Source organism: Nocardioides sp. R-C-SC26 (genome assembly GCF_021246465.1).
Classification (GTDB): domain Bacteria; phylum Actinomycetota; class Actinomycetes; order Propionibacteriales; family Nocardioidaceae; genus Nocardioides.
Window position 1 is genome coordinate 256,161 of the sequence record NZ_JAHRHK010000001.1, and the last position, 17,990, is coordinate 274,150.

At 69.3% G+C, this 17,990-nt stretch carries 16 protein-coding genes and 4 tRNA genes; 12 read left to right on the plus strand and 8 right to left on the minus strand.

The genetic code is table 11. The features are described from left to right. Positions 1-90 precede the first annotated feature (90 nt). A complete protein-coding gene (locus KSO97_RS01165) occupies positions 91-1,539 on the plus strand; it encodes a glycine hydroxymethyltransferase (protein WP_232675972.1) in 1,449 nt (482 codons plus the stop codon). Between the two features lie 96 nt (positions 1,540-1,635). Here KSO97_RS01165 and KSO97_RS01170 read toward each other — a convergent pair whose 3' ends face one another. Further along, complete coding sequence (locus KSO97_RS01170) at positions 1,636-2,310, minus strand: response regulator (RefSeq protein ID WP_232675973.1); 675 nt, start codon at positions 2,308-2,310, stop codon at positions 1,636-1,638. Next, positions 2,307-3,941 carry a sensor histidine kinase gene (locus tag KSO97_RS01175; protein WP_232675974.1) on the minus strand — a complete coding sequence of 545 codons (1,635 nt, stop codon included), beginning with the start codon at positions 3,939-3,941 and terminating at the stop codon, positions 2,307-2,309. Before KSO97_RS01175 ends, KSO97_RS01170 begins: the two co-directional genes overlap by 4 nt. Positions 3,942-4,134: 193 nt before the next feature. Here KSO97_RS01175 and KSO97_RS01180 point away from each other — a divergent pair, with 193 nt between their 5' ends. The 3 genes from KSO97_RS01180 to KSO97_RS01190 all read left to right on the plus strand — a co-directional run bounded on the left by KSO97_RS01180 (position 4,135) and on the right by KSO97_RS01190 (position 7,871). Further along, positions 4,135-5,523: a cation:dicarboxylate symporter family transporter gene (locus KSO97_RS01180; protein WP_232675976.1), complete on the plus strand. Its 1,389-nt coding sequence runs from the start codon at positions 4,135-4,137 to the stop codon at positions 5,521-5,523. A 213-nt stretch (positions 5,524-5,736) separates the two neighbouring features. Then, complete coding sequence (locus tag KSO97_RS01185) at positions 5,737-6,768, plus strand: YihY/virulence factor BrkB family protein (protein WP_232675977.1); 1,032 nt, start codon at positions 5,737-5,739, stop codon at positions 6,766-6,768. Positions 6,769-6,770: 2 nt separating this feature from the next. After that, positions 6,771-7,871 (plus strand): TrkA family potassium uptake protein, encoded by a 1,101-nt coding sequence (locus KSO97_RS01190; RefSeq protein ID WP_232675978.1) that lies wholly within the window; start codon positions 6,771-6,773, stop codon positions 7,869-7,871. 21 nt (positions 7,872-7,892) lie between these two features. On the opposite strand, the gene KSO97_RS01195 is transcribed toward KSO97_RS01190, so the two are convergent. From KSO97_RS01195 to KSO97_RS01205, 3 genes are all read right to left on the minus strand, one after another. After that, positions 7,893-8,123: a hypothetical protein gene (locus KSO97_RS01195; RefSeq protein WP_232675979.1), complete on the minus strand. Its 231-nt coding sequence runs from the start codon at positions 8,121-8,123 to the stop codon at positions 7,893-7,895. Positions 8,124-8,235: 112 nt separating this feature from the next. Beyond that, positions 8,236-9,114 (minus strand): bile acid:sodium symporter family protein, encoded by an 879-nt coding sequence (locus KSO97_RS01200; RefSeq protein ID WP_232675980.1) that lies wholly within the window; start codon positions 9,112-9,114, stop codon positions 8,236-8,238. A gap of 139 nt (positions 9,115-9,253) precedes the next feature. After that, entirely contained in the window at positions 9,254-9,499 is a 246-nt protein-coding gene (locus tag KSO97_RS01205; RefSeq protein WP_232675981.1) for a TM2 domain-containing protein, read from the minus strand. 194 nt (positions 9,500-9,693) lie between these two features. Between KSO97_RS01205 and KSO97_RS01210 the strand changes: the two genes are divergently transcribed. Beyond that, positions 9,694-10,368, plus strand: a complete 675-nt coding sequence (locus KSO97_RS01210) for a DUF2510 domain-containing protein (RefSeq protein WP_232675982.1) — start codon at positions 9,694-9,696, stop codon at positions 10,366-10,368. A gap of 106 nt (positions 10,369-10,474) precedes the next feature. Here KSO97_RS01210 and KSO97_RS01215 read toward each other — a convergent pair. The 3 genes from KSO97_RS01215 to KSO97_RS01225 all read right to left on the minus strand — a co-directional run bounded on the left by KSO97_RS01215 (position 10,475) and on the right by KSO97_RS01225 (position 10,770). Next, positions 10,475-10,546: transfer RNA gene (locus tag KSO97_RS01215), tRNA-Val, on the minus strand. 48 nt (positions 10,547-10,594) lie between these two features. Beyond that, positions 10,595-10,665 (minus strand) — tRNA-Cys (locus KSO97_RS01220). Between the two features lie 32 nt (positions 10,666-10,697). Continuing rightward, positions 10,698-10,770 (minus strand) — tRNA-Gly (locus tag KSO97_RS01225). A 149-nt stretch (positions 10,771-10,919) separates the two neighbouring features. Between KSO97_RS01225 and KSO97_RS01230 the strand changes: the two genes are divergently transcribed. From KSO97_RS01230 to KSO97_RS01260, 7 genes are all read left to right on the plus strand, one after another. Beyond that, positions 10,920-11,735, plus strand: a complete 816-nt coding sequence (locus KSO97_RS01230) for an aminotransferase class IV (RefSeq protein ID WP_232675984.1) — start codon at positions 10,920-10,922, stop codon at positions 11,733-11,735. Between the two features lie 101 nt (positions 11,736-11,836). Further along, a tRNA-Val gene (locus KSO97_RS01235) sits at positions 11,837-11,908 on the plus strand. Between the two features lie 56 nt (positions 11,909-11,964). Then, positions 11,965-12,651 carry an HNH endonuclease family protein gene (locus KSO97_RS18110; RefSeq protein WP_232675985.1) on the plus strand — a complete coding sequence of 229 codons (687 nt, stop codon included), beginning with the start codon at positions 11,965-11,967 and terminating at the stop codon, positions 12,649-12,651. Positions 12,652-12,723: 72 nt separating this feature from the next. Then, positions 12,724-14,217, plus strand: coding sequence for a glycoside hydrolase family 16 protein (locus tag KSO97_RS01245; RefSeq protein ID WP_232675986.1), 1,494 nt, complete (start codon positions 12,724-12,726; stop codon positions 14,215-14,217). Between the two features lie 116 nt (positions 14,218-14,333). Then, complete coding sequence (gene thrS / locus KSO97_RS01250; RefSeq protein ID WP_232675987.1) at positions 14,334-16,328, plus strand: threonine--tRNA ligase; 1,995 nt, start codon at positions 14,334-14,336, stop codon at positions 16,326-16,328. 72 nt (positions 16,329-16,400) lie between these two features. Then, a complete protein-coding gene (locus KSO97_RS01255; protein WP_232675988.1) occupies positions 16,401-16,865 on the plus strand; it encodes a PPOX class F420-dependent oxidoreductase in 465 nt (154 codons plus the stop codon). Between the two features lie 114 nt (positions 16,866-16,979). After that, complete coding sequence (locus tag KSO97_RS01260; protein WP_232675989.1) at positions 16,980-17,984, plus strand: diiron oxygenase; 1,005 nt, start codon at positions 16,980-16,982, stop codon at positions 17,982-17,984. The last annotated feature ends 6 nt before the right edge of the window (positions 17,985-17,990 follow it).

Sequence of the window (17,990 nt, forward strand, 5' to 3'; positions counted from 1 at the left end):
TGGTGACGGCGGATGTGGCCGGCGCGACGTCGGCCGGAGGGGCCCGGTGCGAATGCGGAAGCCGCGCCGGAGCCTCGCTACAGTGCGGCCATGACCGCCCCGGACCTTGCCAGCCTGACCAGCAGCGCCTACCAGCAGGCGCTCGAGGTCATCGCCTCCGTGGAGCCGCGGATCGCCGAGGCGACCCGCCAGGAGCTCGCCGATCAGCGTGGGTCGCTCAAGCTGATCGCCAGTGAGAACTACGCGTCACCCGCCGTCCTGCTGACGATGGGTACCTGGTTCAGCGACAAGTACGCCGAGGGAACCGTCGGGCACCGCTTCTACGCGGGATGCCAGAACGTCGACACGGTGGAGGCGCTCGCCGCCGAGCACGCACGCGAGCTCTTCGGCGCCGAGTACGCCTACGCTCAGCCGCACTCGGGTATCGATGCGAACCTGGTCGCCTTCTGGTCGATCCTGGCCCATCGCGTCGAGGGGCCGTGGTTGGCGAACGCCGAGAAGAAGAACGTCAACGACCTCACCGAGGCCGACTGGGAGTCGCTGCGTCGGGAGCTCGGCAACCAGCGTCTCCTGGGCATGAGCCTGGACGCCGGCGGTCACCTCACGCACGGCTTCCGGCCCAACATCAGCGGCAAGATGTTCCACCAGCAGCAGTACGGCACCGATCCGGAGACGGGCCTCCTCGACTACGACGCCGTGGCCGCCAAGGCGCGCGAGTTCAAGCCGCTGGTGCTCGTGGCGGGCTACTCCGCCTACCCGCGCCGGGTGAACTTCGCCAAGATGCGCGAGATCGCCGACGAGGTCGGCGCCACCTTGATGGTCGACATGGCGCACTTCGCCGGACTGGTGGCCGGCAAGGTGTTCACCGGCGACGAGGACCCGGTGCCGCACGCCCACATCGTCACCACGACGACGCACAAGTCGCTGCGGGGACCTCGCGGCGGCATGGTGCTCGCGACCGAGGAGTACGCCCCGAGCGTCGACCGCGGCTGCCCGATGGTGCTCGGCGGCCCGCTCTCGCACGTGATGGCGGCGAAGGCGGTCGCCTTCGCCGAGGCGCGTCGTCCAGAGTTCGGCACCTACGCCCAGGCTGTGGCCGACAACGCCCAGTCCCTCGCGGGTGGCCTGCTCTCCCGCGGCGCCAAACTCGTCACCGGGGGGACCGACAACCACCTGGTGCTCATCGACGTCTCCTCATTCGGACTCACCGGCCGCCAGGCCGAGTCGGCGCTGCTCGACGCCGGCATCGTCACCAACCGCAACTCCGTGCCGGCCGACCCCAACGGAGCCTGGTACACCTCCGGCATCCGGATCGGCACGCCCGCACTGACCACGCGTGGCTTCGGCCACGACGAGTTCGACCGCACCGCCGACCTCATCGTCGAGGTGCTGCGCAACACCGAGCCCGGCACCACCAAGGCGGGGACGCCGTCCCAGGCCTCCTACCGCCTCGCCGACGGCGTCGCCGACAAGGTCAAGGACGCCTCGGCGGAGATGCTCGACAAGCACCCGCTCTACCCGGGTCTCGACCTGGCCTGAGCGACCACCGTCTCGAACCAGGCCCTGACCCAGCGCCACGCGGCGCCGGGTCGGGGTCTGTCGGCTTCCCGGGCCCACTCCGCGCCGAACGTCGCCTCAACGCCAGCGGTACTCGACCTCGGGTCGGCCCGAACCGCCGTAGCGAGGCGCGCGATCGAGCTGGCCGACGTCGGCCAAGTGCTCCAGGTAGCGACGTGCCGTGACGCGGGACGAGCCCACGAGCTCGGCGACCTCGGTCGCCGACAGGGCCTGCTCGGCGTCGCGGACGGCGGCGACGACCTCGCGCAGAGTCTCGGCGTTGACGCCCTTCGGTGGCTCGGCGGGCACGGGACGCAACGTGCCGAGCAGGCTGTCGACCTCGTCCTGCACGAAGCCGCCGGACGTCGAGGCGAGGCGTGCGCGGTACTCGGCGTACTGCTCGAGCTTGGCGCGGAAGGTCGCGAAGGTGAACGGCTTGAGCAGGTAGAGCACGACGCCGTGTGCCACGGCGTGCCGGACGACGTCGGCGTCGCGCGCCGCGGTGACCGCGATGACATCGACGAGGCGTCCGGCAGCACGCTGACGTTGCAGCAGGCCCAGACCGTGGCCGTCGGGGAGGTTCATGTCGAGCAGCACCAGGTCGATGGCATCGTCCCCGTCCAGGATGCGTGCCGCGTCGGTCGCCGACCTGGCGACCGCCCCGGTCTCGAAACCCGGCACGCGGTCGACGTAGGCCGCATGGGCCTGCGCCGCCAGCTCCTCGTCCTCCACGATGAGAACCCTGACCGTCACGGGAGACCATCCTGCCCGGGCGCTGCTCCGAGGTCCGCAGGGGCTGGCGCCGTGGCCAGTGGTCCCAGGCGCACGTGGAACAGCGCGCCACCTGCGGTGGAGCGGCCGATGGTGACGTCGCCGCCGTGACGCAGTGCCGTCTGGCGGACGAGCGCCAGACCCACACCGCGTCCGGCCGCCTTCGTGCTCCATCCCCGTGACAGCGCCCGCCGTGCCTCCTCGGGAGTGAGTCCCGGGCCGTCGTCGCCGACCGAGACCAGAGGCGTCCCGTCGTGGTCGTCGAGGTGGACCTCGATCCGTCGCCCCGAGCCGTTGCCGACGGCATCGAGGGCGTTGTCGATCAGGTTGCCGAGGACGGTGACCAGGTCGCGTGCCGGGATCGGCGTGCCGCCGCCACTGTCGCCCTCGAAGGATCCGCTGATCACCAGCTCGACACCGCGCTCGGCCGCCTCGGCGGTCTTGCCCAGCAGCAGGGCGGCGACGACGGGGTCGGTGGTGGCGCTGACGACGTCGTCGGTCAGGCGCTGGGCCACGGCGAGCTCCTCGGTGGCGAACGCGATCGCCTCCTCGGTGCGGCCCAGCTCGACCAGCGACACCACGGTGTGCAGGCGGTTCGCGGCCTCGTGGGTCTGGGATCGCAGCGATTCGGTCAGCCCTCGGACGACGTCCAGCTCGCCCGTGACGTCGCGCAGCTCGGTGTGGTCGCGCAAGGTGATGACGGCGCCGACCTCGCGCCCACCCCACGCCGCCGGAGCGGCACTGACGAGCAGTGCGCGATCCCCGGCGAGGAACAGCTCATCGGCGACCGACTCCCCGCCGAGTGCCGCGCCGACCAAGGCGGGTGCGAGGCCCAGGCCGGCGAGCGAGCGGCCGGCGGCGTCGTCGGAGAGATCGAGCAACCGCTGGGCCTCCTGGTTGAGCATCGCCACCCGACCGCGTCGATCAACCAGGATCAGTCCCTCCCTCACGGCGCGCAGCACGGCGGTGTAGTACTCATACATCCGGGTGATCTCCTGCTCACCCAGGCCGTGGGTCTGACGTCGCAGACGACGCGTGACCAGCCAGGTGCCGAGCGCGCCGACCAGGAACACCGCGGCGGCTGCGGCGCCGATGGTGATCAGGTCGCCGCGGAGCGCCTGCTCGATCGACTGCACCGTGATTCCGACGGCGACGAGCGCGACGACCCGCCCGTCGTCCATCACGGGCGCGACGGTGCGCATCGAGGGGCCGAGGGTGCCGGTGAACTCCTGGGTGAACGGTCGGCCCTGCGGTGCGGTGCCGACGTCGCCGAGGAAGAGCTCCCCGATCCGGGCAGGATCGGGATGGGTCAGCCGCACCCGGTCGAGATCCATGATCGTCACGAAGTCGACGTCGGTGTCCGCGCGGATCTGCTCGGCCAGCGGCTGCAGGACCGCGGACGGATCGTCGAGTCGCATCGCGGCCGCGATGGTGGGGGCATCGGAGATCGCGCGAGCGACGGCGAGGGTCAGCCGCGAGGCGTTGTCGCGTTCGTCGTGTCGCGCGTCGAGGACGGCGAGGGCGAGCGACACCGCGATCAGCACCCCGAGTACGGCGGCCTGCAGAACCCAGATCTGGCGGGCGACGGAGCTCGAGCGCCGCCGTCGGACCATGCCGCGGATTCTGCCTCAGGTCGCGCCCGGCGGCACGTGGTCGTTGTGATCGCGACCACAACGACCACAACGGTGACGCAGATCACGACGACGCACACGATGAACGCACACCGGTGAATGCCGGGTGCCGCCGCCCATCGCCAGTCCGTCACCAGGTCGATCGCCGGGCCGGGGCCGTCCCGCAGGAGGAATCATGAGCAGCACCAAGCACGTCACGCGGCGCCCCTCAGGCGCCCGCACCCACTACCTCTACATCGCCGTCATCGCGGCGGTGGCTCTCGGCATCGTGGTCGGCCTCGTCGCACCGGCCTTCGCCATCGAGCTCAAGCCACTCGGCCAGGCCTTCGTCGGCTTGATCAAGATGCTCATCCAGCCGGTCATCTTCTGCACGATCGTGCTCGGTGTCGGCTCGGTCGCCAACGCCGCCAAGGTCGGCAAGGTCGGTGGGCTGGCGCTCGGATACTTCATCACGATGTCGACGTTCGCGCTCGGCATCGGGCTCCTGGTGGGCAACCTGCTCCACCCGGGCAACGGCCTGAAGCTCGACGACGCCGCGCTCGGGGCCGGTGAGAAGCTCGCCGAGGGTGCGCACGGATCGACCACGGAGTTCCTGCTCGGCATCATCCCGGAATCGCTGCTCTCCTCGCTGACCTCCGGCGAGGTGCTGCAGACGCTCTTCGTGGCGCTCCTGGTCGGGTTCGCCCTCCAGGGCATGGGACGCACGGGCGAGCCCGTCCTGCGCGGTATCGGGCACGTGCAGCGCCTGGTGTTCCGCATCCTCTCGATGATCATGTGGGCCGCCCCGGTCGGTGCCTTCGGCGCGATCGCCGCCGTCGTCGGTGAGACCGGTGCCGACGCGCTGGTCAGCCTCGCCGTGCTGATGATCGGCTTCTACGTCACCTGCGCGCTCTTCGTCTTCGTCGTCCTGGGCACGCTGCTCAAGGTCGCGACCGGCATCAACGTCTTCTCACTGCTGCGCTACCTGGGTCGCGAGTTCCTGCTGATCGTCTCCACCTCGTCCTCGGAGTCGGCGCTGCCGCGACTGATCGCCAAGATGGAGCACGCCGGCGTCGACAAGCCCACCGTGGGCGTCGTCGTCCCGACCGGCTACTCCTTCAACCTCGACGGCACCGCGATCTACCTGACCATGGCCTCGCTCTTCATCGCCGAGGCACTGGGCCAGCCGCTCGCCATCGGGGAGCAGCTCTCGCTGCTCGTGTTCATGATGGTGGCGTCCAAGGGCGCCGCGGGCGTCACCGGCGCCGGGATGGCGACGCTGGCCGGCGGGCTCAGCTCCCACCGCCCCGAGCTGCTCGACGGCGTAGGCCTCATCGTCGGCATCGACCGGTTCATGTCGGAGGCGCGCGCGGTCACCAACTTCGCCGGTAACGCCGTCGCCACCGTCCTGGTCGGGCACTGGACCGGCGGCCTGGACCGCGCGCAGTTCGACCGCGCCGTCAGCGGCGAGGACCCGTTCGACGAGGAGACCATGGTCGACGACCACGGCCCGGCCACCGAGCCGGAGGAGGCCGTGGTGGCCGCTTCGGTGGGTGGGCCCGAGCGTCCGTTGCAGCGGGTCTGAGCCCGTCACACCAGACCGCCGCAACGACGGCCGGTCCCTCTGCTTCACGCGGAGGGGCCGGCCGTTCTCGTGGGAGAGGTCGTGAGCTCGTCGTCGAGCCGTGCGGGAGCGGGCCTGGGCGACCGAGAGCGACGGTGCCTGATCGGTTCGACCGACGAAGTCCGGGGCGCGTGGGTGACGGATCCGCCGTCCCCGTATCGCTACCGTAGAGACATGCCGCCGGGTGCCTCCGAACGTGCGGTCGAGCGCAGGGGCGCCGTCCGGTGGCCCGAGCGCATCCGCTCCAGGCTTCCCGCGTGGGCGGTCCGTCGTCTGCACACCTGGTGGCGGTTGGTCGTGACGACGGTGTCCTCCTGCCTGCGCTACCGGGTCACCGGGCTGGCGGCCGAGGCGGCGTTCTTCGCGATCCTGTCGGTGCCGCCGCTGATCTTCGCGCTGGCGGGTGCGATCGGATACGTCTCCGAACAGTTCACCCAGGCCCAGCTCGACGACATCCGCGTCGCCGTCACCGATCTCTTCTCCGCGTTCCTGACCGACTCCGCGGTCACCCGCGTGATCGACCCGACGATCGAGGAGGTGCTCGACGGCGGGCGCTTCGACGTCATCTCGCTCGGATTCGTGCTCGCGTTGTGGTCGGGGTCGCGTGCGCTCAACGTCTTCGTCGACACCATCACGATCATGCACGGCCTGGGCGGGCACCGCGGGATCATCAAGACCCGGGCGCTCTCGTTCGTGCTGTACATCCTGGCCATGCTCACCGGCGCCGTCTCGATCCCGCTCGTGGTCGCGGGGCCGAGCGTGGTGTCCGACGCTCTCCCGGAGCGCCTGGACTTCCTGATGCGCTTCTACTGGCCGGTGGTCGTCGTGGTGTGCATCTGCTTCCTCGCGACGCTGTACCACGTGTCGGTGCCGGTGCGGACGAACTGGAGTTTCAACCTCCCGGGAGCGACGTTCTCGCTGCTGGCATGGATCCTCGGCTCCTACGTGCTGCGCTGGGTGCTCACGATCACCGCGGCCGACTCCAAGTCGATTTACGGACCGCTCGCCGCACCGATCGCCGTCCTGCTGTGGCTCTACATCGTCGCGATCGCGGTGCTCATCGGCGCGGCGGTGAACGCCGCCTTCGACGAGGTGTTCCCGCAGGTCACCACGATGCGCGCCCGCCGTGAACTGATGCAGCGACTGCGCACGCGCCTCGCCCGGGGTGGCGACGACTCCTCGGTGACCGACGGTCCTACGCTCTAGGGGTGCCACAGCCTCAGGAGAAGACCGAGCCGAGTCCCGGCGCGGGCGGCGTGGCGTTGCCCGACCGAGCGCGCTCGCCCTGGTTCATCCTCGGACGCCGGTTGCTTCTCGCTGTCGCCATCCTGGTCGGCACGGTGCTGCTGGTCTATCTGGACCGTGACGGCTACCGCGACGGCAACGATCCGACGAACAGCATCAGCCTGATCGACGCGATCTACTACACGACCGTCACCTTGAGCACCACCGGATACGGCGACATCGCGCCGGTGGAGCCACACGCCCGCCTGATCAACGCGTTCGTGATCACACCCGCGCGTATCGGGTTCCTGGTGCTCTTGATCGGTACCACCTTGGAGGTGCTCGCCTCGCAGGGGCGCGAGCTGTTCCGTGTCGCACGATGGAGGAAGCGGATGGGGCACCACGTGGTCGTGGTCGGATACGGGACGAAGGGCCGCAGCGCCGTGGACACCTTGGTCAACAACGGGGTCTCGCGTGACGACGTCGTCGTCGTCGACCCGTCGCCGACCGCCCTGGCCGACGCGCACGCCGACGGTCTGGCGGTCGTGACCGGCGACGCCACGCGACGCGACGTGCTGCGCCGCGCCGGCGTGGCGACAGCGGACCAGGTCATCATCACGACCGGTCGTGACGACTCCAACGTGCTCGCCGCGCTCACCGTGCGTCAGGTGAACCCCGACACCTGGATCGTGGCCTCGGTGAGCGAGCACGAGAACGCCCCTCTCATGCGGCAGTCGGGTGCCGACTCGGTGATCACCTCGTCCGATGCGGTGGGCCGACTGCTCGGACTCTCCACGCTCTCGCCGACGCTCGGCACCGTGATGGAGGACCTCCTCACGTACGGGGAGGGCTTGGAGGTCGCCGAGCGCGACCTGCTCGTCAGCGAGGTCGGACGGCAGCCCCAGTCGCTACCCGACCAGGTGATCGCGGTGGTGCGCGACGAGAAGGTGTACCGCTACTTCGATCCGGTCGTGGCGCTGCTGGCGCGCGGCGACCGGCTCATCGTCGTCCGTCCGGCCAAGGAGCGGCCGTGGGCTCCGCGGCCCGGTACGCATCACGAGGACCTCGCCTCCGACGACGAGTAGCGGCGTGCGAGTGCTGCGCGATCAGCCGCCGCGCGGGGACACCGTCGGCGCGACGAACTCGGCTTGCGGGTCGGCATAGGTGCACGCCTGATCCACGCACCGGGCGTCGTGGACGCCGTCAGGGATCCGCACGGAGGCGAGCACGGCGGCGCGGCGGCCACGCTCCCACCGTTCGGTGACTCTGATCATGATGTGCGGCAGCCCGAACGTCGTCGCGACGAGGAGGAGCACACAGCCCGAGAACTGCTCCATTCGCCGAGTCTGCCCCACGGAATGAGATCTAGACCACTCTGGAGCGAGAAGTTTCAGACGCCGTCCACGGGAGGGTTTGGGCTATCTCGCGATGCCCTGGATGGCTGGCGGGTCAGTGGGCGGCGGTCGACGTCTGCGCGTTTCCTCGGGTGAGCAGGAACCCGGCAGCGAGGGCGATCGGGAACATCACGACACCGTAGACCGCGGCCGGCACTGCCAAGGTCTCGTTGTCGAGCACGCTCACCGCCACGGCGATGGCGAGCGTGCTGTTGTGGATGCCGACCTCGAACGCGCTGGAGAGCGACTGCGGGCCGTTGACGCCGAACGCACGGGGGAGCACGTACCCGATCGCGAGGCTGATCGCGCAGAAGAGGCAGGCGATGAGGCCGATATCGGCCAGGTAGTCGCCGAGGTTCTCCCGCTCGGCGAGCATGGCGCCGACGATCACCAGGGCCAGTACCAGCGCCGAGGCGATCCGCACCGGCTTGTCGGCCGCGTGCGCGAATCCAGGCCGGGCACGTCGCACGAACATGCCGATCGCCACCGGGATCAAGACGATCGCGAAGACTTGCACCGTCTTGGCGAACTGGAGCCCGATCTCGTCGGCGCCCTCGGGGTCGAAGTAGTGCACGGCCAGATTGACCACGACCGGAAGCGTGATGACCGCGATGACCGAGTTGACCGCCGTCAGGGTGATGTTGAGCGCGACGTCGCCGCGGAACAGGTGGCTGAACAGGTTGGCCGTCGTACCACCGGGGGAGGCGGCGAGCAGCATCATGCCGACGGCCAGCAACGGGTCGACGTCGGCCATGCTCACCAGGGCGAAGCAGAGCGCCGGCAGGATCAGCAGCTGGGCGGCCAACGCGATCGCGACCGGTCGGGGCTCCCGGCCGATGCGTGCGAAGTCGGCGACGGTGAGGGAGAGTCCGAGCCCGAACATGATGATCGCGAGGGCGGCTGGGAGGCCGATGGCGAGCAGGTTCGAGTCCATTCTTCTCCTTCTCGGATCCGACGGCGCAGGTCCGGCCGCCGGTGCGTCGGTGGATCCTGGCATGAACCACGAACCGCCGGAACCCCTGTGTCCAGGAGCGCCGGCGGTCGCGGTGCGCGGGTGACCCCGCGGTGTTCGCTCAGACGAGCGGCTGTCCGTTGGAGTCGGGGATCTTGCGCAGCACGATCAGGACGAAGTCGATGATCGCCCAGATGCCGAGGCCGCCACAGGTGACGAGCTTGAGGATCCCCAGGCCGGTGTAGCCCAGGTAGAAGCGGTCGACGCCGAGTCCGCCGAGGAAGAAGGACAGCAACACCGCGGTGGTGAAGGACTTGCCGGTGGCGGGCGGCGGGGGCGGTGGGGCGTAGGGCTGCTGGGCGCTCATGCGAGGTCTCCTTGGACGGGGGTCGACCGGCACGGTGGCGGCCGAGGTCGGTGGAGAGCATCGCGACGCGGAATCGGGGCGGTCAAGGCGGCCAGACGACCGGTCTAGTAGTCGGCCATACCGGCATTCCCATACCTGCTCGCGGTGTCTCGGCGAACACTTCAGACGGGCGCGATCGGGCCGATGAGCAGGTCATGGATGGCCGTCCGCCGGGCTGGTACGCCGCAGCGACGCCGGGGCGTGAGCGCTTCTGGGACGGCGCGCGCTGGACCGGCGAGGTGCGACCCACGGGCGGGTGGGGGCCGGGTGAGGACGGGCCGGATGTCGTCCTCGTCGCCCCGGAGGAGGTTCCGTGGCGGCACCAGGCGCTCGGATGGATCCGCACCCACCGCCGCACCAGTCTGATCCTCGTCGGCTTCGCAGTCGCGATCGTGGCCCTGCCGTTGATGGTCGATCGCAGCCTGCCCTCGGGAATCGCGGGGGCGGGCGCCAGCGACCACGCGCCGGGAGGGCCGCGCACCGCGCCGTCCGACACCGGCTCGACGTCGAGCGCCGAGGTGCGCCGTCCGACCACGCCGCGGCAGAACTGGCAGGCTCGCGTCGAGACCGCAGGCGGATCGCTCATCGCGCAGGTCGCGCAGGCGCTCGACGTCTCCCACCGCGAGGTCGAGCTGACCATCGAGCGCGTCGTCCGGTCGTGTGCGCTGCTCGCGCACGACGCACCTCTCGACGAGCGCGTCGACGCCTTCGCCTCCGACTTCCCCGACGTCGTGGCGAATCAAGGACGCGTGATCGAGGGGCTCGGCGTCGTCGTCGCCGCGGTGTGCCCGGAGTATGCGGACGAGCACGACGCTCAGGTCGAGCCCTGACGGAATGCACTCCGGCCCCACAAGAACGCTCAGCATCCGTCAACCGCTGAAAAGCAGAACGGCCCCTAACTTGCGTTTCCGCAGGTCAGAGGCTGTTTCTGTGCTGTGGGCGATACTGGGTTTGAACCAGTGACCTCTTCCGTGTCAAGGAAGCGCGCTACCGCTGCGCCAATCGCCCGAATCCACCGAGTTGGAGCTCCGTGGGAGTTGTGAAGTTGTGTACCAGAGGTGGGTACGGGATTTGAACCCGTGTACACGGATTTGCAGTCCGTTGCCTCGCCTCTCGGCCAACCCACCATAGAGGCCTGGCCGTGACACTGACCTCTCCGAGCGGACGACGAGGCTCGAACTCGCGACCTCAACCTTGGCAAGGTTGCGCTCTACCAACTGAGCTACGTCCGCTTGCGCTTCCGAGTTTCAGGCCTTGCGACCTGGTGTTTCGGAGTGCGTGAGAACAGTAGCCGATGCCCTGAGGGTCGCCAAACCGGGGGTGTCGCACCTCCGATCCGACCCTCGCAGGAGCGTCGGAGCCGCCGCCTACAGTGGCGCTCGTGCACGCATGGCTGGATGGAGAGCTCCTCGACGACCCCACGGCGCCTGCTGTCCGGCTGACCGACCACGGCTTCACCGTCGGTGATGGCGTCTTCGAGGCCATCAAGGTCGTGGACGGCGAGCCGTTCGCGCTCGGTCGTCATCTCGACCGCCTCGAGCGATCCGGTGAGGGCCTGGGCCTGTCCTTCGATCGCCTGGCGGTCGAGCGAGGCGTTCGCGCCGTCCTGGGCGCCGAGCGGCTCGAGTTGGGGCGCCTGCGGATCACGGTCACTGCCGGGCCGGCGCCGCTCGGCTCGGGTCGTGGCGACCACGCGCCCACGATCGCGGTCGTCGCGGCGGCGATGGACGCCAGTGAGCCCACGACGTCGATCGTGACGGCGCCGTGGCCCCGCAACGAGCGCAGCCCGCTAGCGGGCCTCAAGACGACGAGCTACGGCGAGAACGTCGTCGCGCTGGCGGACGCCCGGCTTCGTGGGGCCACGGAGGCGGTGTTCGCGAACCTCGCCGGTCACCTCTGCGAAGGCACCGGGTCCAACATCTTCTACGTCGTCGACGGCGAGCTCCGCACGCCGACCCTGGCCAGCGGATGTCTGGCGGGCGTGACTCGCGCCCTGGTGCTCGAGTGGGTCGGCGGGGTCGAGGTCGACGAGCCGATCTTCGTCGCCGAAGGCGCCGACGAGGTGTTCGTGGTGTCCACCACCCGCGACGTCCAGGCGGTCACCCGATGGGGCGACCGGGAGCTGTCGGTGGGTCCGATCACGCGCAGCGCGGCCGACACCTGGCGCCGGCGCGAGCCCGAGCTGCTCGGTCGGTGAGCGCGGCGCGAGCCGCCCGTGCCGGCGTCGCGTCGGGCGATGTGAACCCGACAGCGTCGATGCGTTACAGTCGGCGACCGTCGCCACGGCGACGACCATGAGGGCGATTGGCGCAGTGGTAGCGCGCTTCGTTCACACCGAAGAGGTCACTGGTTCGAACCCAGTATCGCCCACCCTCATATGCACGACGCGGCCCCGGCCGCGACGGAAGGCGCCGCTCCTCGTCGGCGTGGTTGCCGCGCTGGTCCTCGTCGGGTGCAGCGTCCCCGACGTCGAGAATGACCGCGGAATCCCGCGGGCTCCGGCATCGATCTCGCCGGCCGAGGCGAGGAGCCGGCTGGCCGATCTCGACGTGGTCGATCGCCGTCCCGGCGGACTCCCGCCCTACGACCGGGGCTCGTTCGGCTCGTCCTGGGCCGACGTCGACGGCAACGGCTGCAACCAGCGCGACGACGTGCTGCTCCGCGACGCGGTGCCGGGGTCGACCCAGGTCCAGCAGCAGGGCCGATGCCCGAACGACGTCCTCGCCGGCACCTGGATCGACCCGTACACCGGCGCCACGCTGACCTTCGACGATCTGAAGAATCCCGCCCAGGCGCAGGCGATCCAGATCGATCACGTCGTGCCGTTGTCGGAGGCGTGGCGCTCGGGTGCGGCGTCATGGCAGGACGACCGGCGCCGACGGTTCGCCAACGACCTCGCCAACTTGCTTGCCGTCGACGGGCCTACCAACGCGGCCAAGAGCGACGACGACCCGGCCGCGTGGCGTCCGCGCAAGGTCTACCAGTGCTCGTTCGCCTCTCGATGGATCGCGGTCAAGGACGCGTGGCGTCTGGCGGCCGATCACAGCGAGATCGTGGCTCTCGAGGAGATGCTCGACTCGTGCGCGGACGAGGGTCCACGCACGGCCCCCTGACCTCGGCTGTCGATGCCGGCGGAGTTGTCGGATTCGCCTCCCGGTGTCGGTGCCTCGACCTACGCTCCGTCCATGCCTGTTTCGCTTGGACGCCGCGGTGCCCGACGCCCGCTCCTCCCGTTCGCCGCGCTGCTGTTCGCGGTGGCGCTCGTGCTGCCCGGATCCCTCTCGCCGGCCTCGTCGGCAGAGCGAGGTCAGGCGCGTATCTCCCTGACGCCGACGAAGTACATCGCGGGGGAGTACCTCACGATCACCGGCAACATCGGTACGACGGGTCAACGCAAGATCGTGCTTCAGCGATTCATGCGCGACAGGTACCTCGACGCCGGCACCGGCAAGACCGACGCCCGCGGCAACTTCCGCTTCCGCGTGCGCGGTCCGGGCATGGCGACGCCGTTCAGCGTGTTCGCCCCGAGCCTGAAGAAGCGGACGCCGCAGGCGCCCGTCGTTCCCGTCGAGCAGTCGTTCGACATCTCCTTCTCGCCGGCGCCGGCCCTCGGCCAGCAGACGACCGTGCGGGTCGCCGTCTCCCCGGCCCGTGCCGGCCGGGCGGTGACCCTGCTACGCCGCCTCACCCCGACGTCATGGACGACGGCGGGGTCGGGGGTGACCGACGCCCAGGGCGTCGCGCGCTTCGCCATCACGCCCGACGCGGCCGGAGAGATCGCCTATCGCGCGGTGGCAGGCGCGATGAAGTCCGCGGGCATCTCAGCCTTCCCCTCGTTCCCCGAGTACGTCACCGTGGCCGGGAGCGCTCGCACGGCGTCCGCGCCCGCACGTGGCGCGGCGAACACGTCCGACGTCGCCCCCGCCCCGCGCGCGGCCCGCGCTCCCTACACCCAGCCCGGTCCGATCCACGCCGGCAACACCTTCGGGTGGTGGCCGTTGAAGTGGGTCTGGGACTGGGAGTACGGCGAGGCGCTCGCACCGTGGCGCGAGTACAGCAGCGGCACCGGCCGCGCGGCGGTCGGGTGGGCAATGCTCACCGTCGACAGCGGTCCGACGGGGCGCGGCTGGGACAACGTGGGCACCACGCGAGCGACGCTCGGCGGTTCCGGCGAGAAGTACGGGCGCTGGGAGATCCGGATGAGGGTGCCCAACTGGCCCTCCGGACCGAACTACCGCGTCAAGGCCGAGCTCATCCCGGCGAGCACGGCCAACGGCGCGTGCTCGAACCAGACGATCACGATGGCCGACTTCGAGGGCTATGAGAACACCGTCGACCTCGGTGTCACCAACGGCACGGGTTCGTGGGCCCACACCGTCGGCGGCGTGGTGAAGAACCGCGACAACTGGCACACCTACGCCGTCGAGGTCACCAAGAACCGGGTCACGTGGTTCGTCGACGCCAAGGTCTCGGCCTCCATCAAGAACACTGCTGCCGTGAGCGGCCAGCCCTTGACGATGCGCCTCTCACTCATCGCGCCCGACGAGACGACCCAGATGCGGCACACCCGGATCGGCGTCGACTGGGCGCGGTTCTGGACCCTGGACAAGAAGGGCACTGCCGAGAAGCAGATCAAGAAGGCGCCTGCCCCGACGGCGGGACGCGACATCTCCTGCTGAGTGGCTCCACGGCGCGGTCGCGCACGCGAGCGATATCCGTGCGCGCCCGCCTCTGGTGCCTCGATAGCCTGACTCCGGGTCGCCACCGCCACCCGCCGTCCAGCTAAGGAGCCACCGTGTCCGAGATCCAGATCGTCCGCAGTCACGCAGGTGAGCGTGAGGAGCGGACGGTCACGACGGGCACCAAGGCGTGGGAGCTGTTCGCCGAGGACGCCGACGTCGTGGCCGCGCGACTCGTCGACGCCTCAGGTGCCGTGCTGAAGGACCTCTCCTACGAGCTCGTCGACGGCGACGTCGTCGAGGCCGTCGTGATCGACAGCGCGGACGGCCACGACATCCTGCGCCATTCCTGTGCGCACGTGCTGGCTCAGGCCGTGCAGGATCTCTTCCCGGAGGCCAAGCTCGGCATCGGCCCGCCGATCGAGAACGGCTTCTACTACGACTTCGACGTCCCCACGCCCTTCGTTCCCGAGGATCTCGACAAGATCGAGACCCGGATGCGCAAGATCATCAAGGAGAACCAGCGGTTCTCCCGTCGGGTCACCACCGACGAGGACGCCCTCGTCGAGCTCGCCGACGAGCCGTACAAGATCGAGTTGATCGGTCTCAAGGGCTCCGCGGCCGATGCTGCTGAGGGCGCGAGCGCCGAGGTCGGCGCGGGTGAGCTGACCATCTACGACAACGTCGGCCGCTCCGGCGAGGTCGCATGGAAGGACCTCTGTCGCGGTCCGCACCTGCCGACGACCAAGCGGATCCCGGCGTTCAAACTGATGCGCTCGGCCGCGGCGTACTGGCGCGGCGACGAGAAGAACAAGCAGCTCCAGCGCATCTACGGCACCGCGTGGGAGTCCAAGGAGGCGCTCGACGCCTACCTCGACCGGATCGCGGAGGCGGAGAAGCGCGACCACCGCAAGTTGGGCCGCGACCTCGACCTGTTCAGCTTCCCCGACGAGATCGGCTCCGGCCTGCCCGTCTTCCATCCCAGGGGCGGAGTGATCAAGCGCGTGATGGAGGACTATGTCCGCCAGCGCCACATCGAGGAGGGCTTCGAGTACGTCGGGACGCCGCACATCTCGAAGGAGCAGACGTTCCACCTCTCGGGCCACCTGCCGTACTACGCCGACGGGATGTTCCCGCCCATGGAGTTCGAGGGCGCGAACTACTACCTCAAGGCGATGAACTGCCCGATGCACAACCTGATCTTCCGCTCGCGCGGACGGTCCTACCGTGAGCTGCCGCTGCGGCTCTTCGAGTTCGGGCACGTCTACCGCTACGAGAAGTCCGGTGTGATCCACGGGCTGACCCGGGTGCGCGGGTTCGCCCAGGACGACTCGCACTCCTACGTCACCCCTGAGCAGGCGCCGTCGGAGATCAAGCACCTGCTGGCCTTCATCCTGGGCCTGCTGCGCGACTTCGGGCTCGACGACTTCTACCTCGAGCTCTCTACGCGCGACGACTCCAAGCCGGACAAGTTCGTCGGCTCGGACGAGGACTGGGCGACAGCGACCACGGTGCTGGAGCAGGCGTGCCGGGAGACCGGCCTCGACCTCGTGCCCGACCCCGGTGGCGCTGCGTTCTACGGCCCGAAGGTGTCGATCCAGGCCAAGGACGCGATCGGTCGCACCTGGCAGATGTCGACCATCCAGTACGACTTCAACCAGCCCAAGGGCTTCGACCTGACTTACCAGGCCTCCGACGGCACCCGGCAGCAGCCGGTGATGATCCATTCGGCCAAATTCGGCTCGATCGAGCGGTTCATCGGCGTCCTGGTCGAGCACTACGCCGGCGCATTCCCGCCCTGGCTCGCTCCGGTGCAGGTGCAGGCGATCCCGGTCGCCGACGCATTCAGCGAGTACCTGCACGACGTCGCGCGCCGGATGAAGACCCAGGGCCTGCGAGTGGAGGTCGACGACTCCGACGACCGGATGCAGAAGAAGATCCGCAACGCTCAACTGCAGAAGGTGCCGTTCATGCTCATCGCGGGCGCGGACGACGTCGAGGCCGGTGCGGTCTCCTTCCGCTACCGCGACGGGCGTCAGGAGAACGGCATCCCCGTCGACGAGGCCATCGCACGGGTCGCCGCGGCCGTCGCCGCCCGCGAACAGGTCTGAGCCGGCGCCTCCTCCTCGTGGTCGCCCACGAGGAGGAGGCGTGCTGCACCGGTCAGGTGATGGGCTGGGGCCATGCCTCGCAAGCTCGCCACCACGGAACACGCCGACCTCGCGACCGTCCTCGCGTTCGCCTCCACCCGGCATCATCTGGTGCTGTTGACCCGCCGGGCGAGCGGCGGTGTCCAGATGAGTCCGGTCACCGGAGGAGTCGACCAGCACGGACGGTTCGTGATCTCCACCTACCCCGAGCGGGCGAAGGCAGTGAACGCGCGTCGCGACCCCGAGGTGAGCGTGCTCGTGCTCAGCGACGAGTTCGACGACGCCTGGGTGCAGGTCGACGGCACCGCCGAGGTGATCGACATGCCCGAGGCGGTCGAGCCCTTGGTCGACTACTACCGCTGCATCGCCGGCGAACACTCCGACTGGGACGAGTACCGCCAGGCGATGCGTGATCAGGGGAAATCCTTGATCCGAGTGACGCCGACCCGGTCGGGCCCGATCGCCACGGGCGGATTCCCGCCTCGGCTCGCCGACTGAGTAAGGCGACGCTCGCTAAGTTACCGAGACGTAACGTCGCAGATACCCTTTACATGCAACACGGTGTCTCATTAATCTGACGTCATCCACCACCCGACGACGAGAGGTGACGTCATGACCAGCACACTCGAGCCGACCGATCGCTACGACGCGGCGACGAGCGACACGCACCCGACCTACAACGAACGGCTGCGGACCCTCAGTGAGGCATCGGTCAACCAGCACTTCGACGCCTTCCTCGACATCGACTGGGACAACCCGGACTTCGCGATCGACCCCACCGACGAGCGGTGGGTTCTCCCCGAGGCCGACGTGCTCGGCCGGCACCCCTGGTACCAGAGTCTGCCGAAGGAGGAGCAGATCCGGATCGGGCTCTACCGGCAGGCCAACGTCACCAAGGTCGGGCTCCAGTTCGAGCAGGTACTCGTCGCTGGCATCATGAACTACTGCTTCGCCCTGCCCAACGGGTCGCCGGAGTTCCGCTACTCCACGCACGAGGCGACCGAGGAGTGCCACCACACCCAGATGTTCCAGGAGTTCGTCAACCGCTCCGGCCAGGACGTCGCTGGGGGTTCGCGCCTCTTCCGGGGTCTCGCGCCGATCCTGCCGCTCGCAGCGCGGATCGTTCCGTTCGGCTTCTTCTACGGCGTCCTGGCCGGGGAAGAGCCGATCGACCACGTGCAGAAGGCGATCGTGCGCAGTGGCGAGGAGATGCATCCTCTGCTGCAGCGGATCATGCAGATCCACATCGCCGAGGAGGCGCGCCACATCGGCTTCGCCCATCAGTACCTCGAGCACCACGCACCGAAGCTGAACGTCGCCGAGCGCGCCGTCCTCTCGATGCTCGTGCCGGTGATCATGCGTTGGCTCTGCGACGAGATCCTGGTGCCGAGCAAGAAGGCGCAGCGCGACATGGGTATCCCGGACTCGGTGATGAAGGAGCTCTACTGGGACTCGCCCGCGTCGCGGAAGATGTTGCGCGACCTGTTCGCAGACGTTCGCCGCCTCGCCGACGACACCGGTCTGATGAACCCCGCCTCGCGGCGTATGTGGCGGCTGCTCAAGATCGACGGCCGTTCGTCGCGGTTCCGCAGCGAGCCTGCGACCGCCGCGCACTGAGGTCGC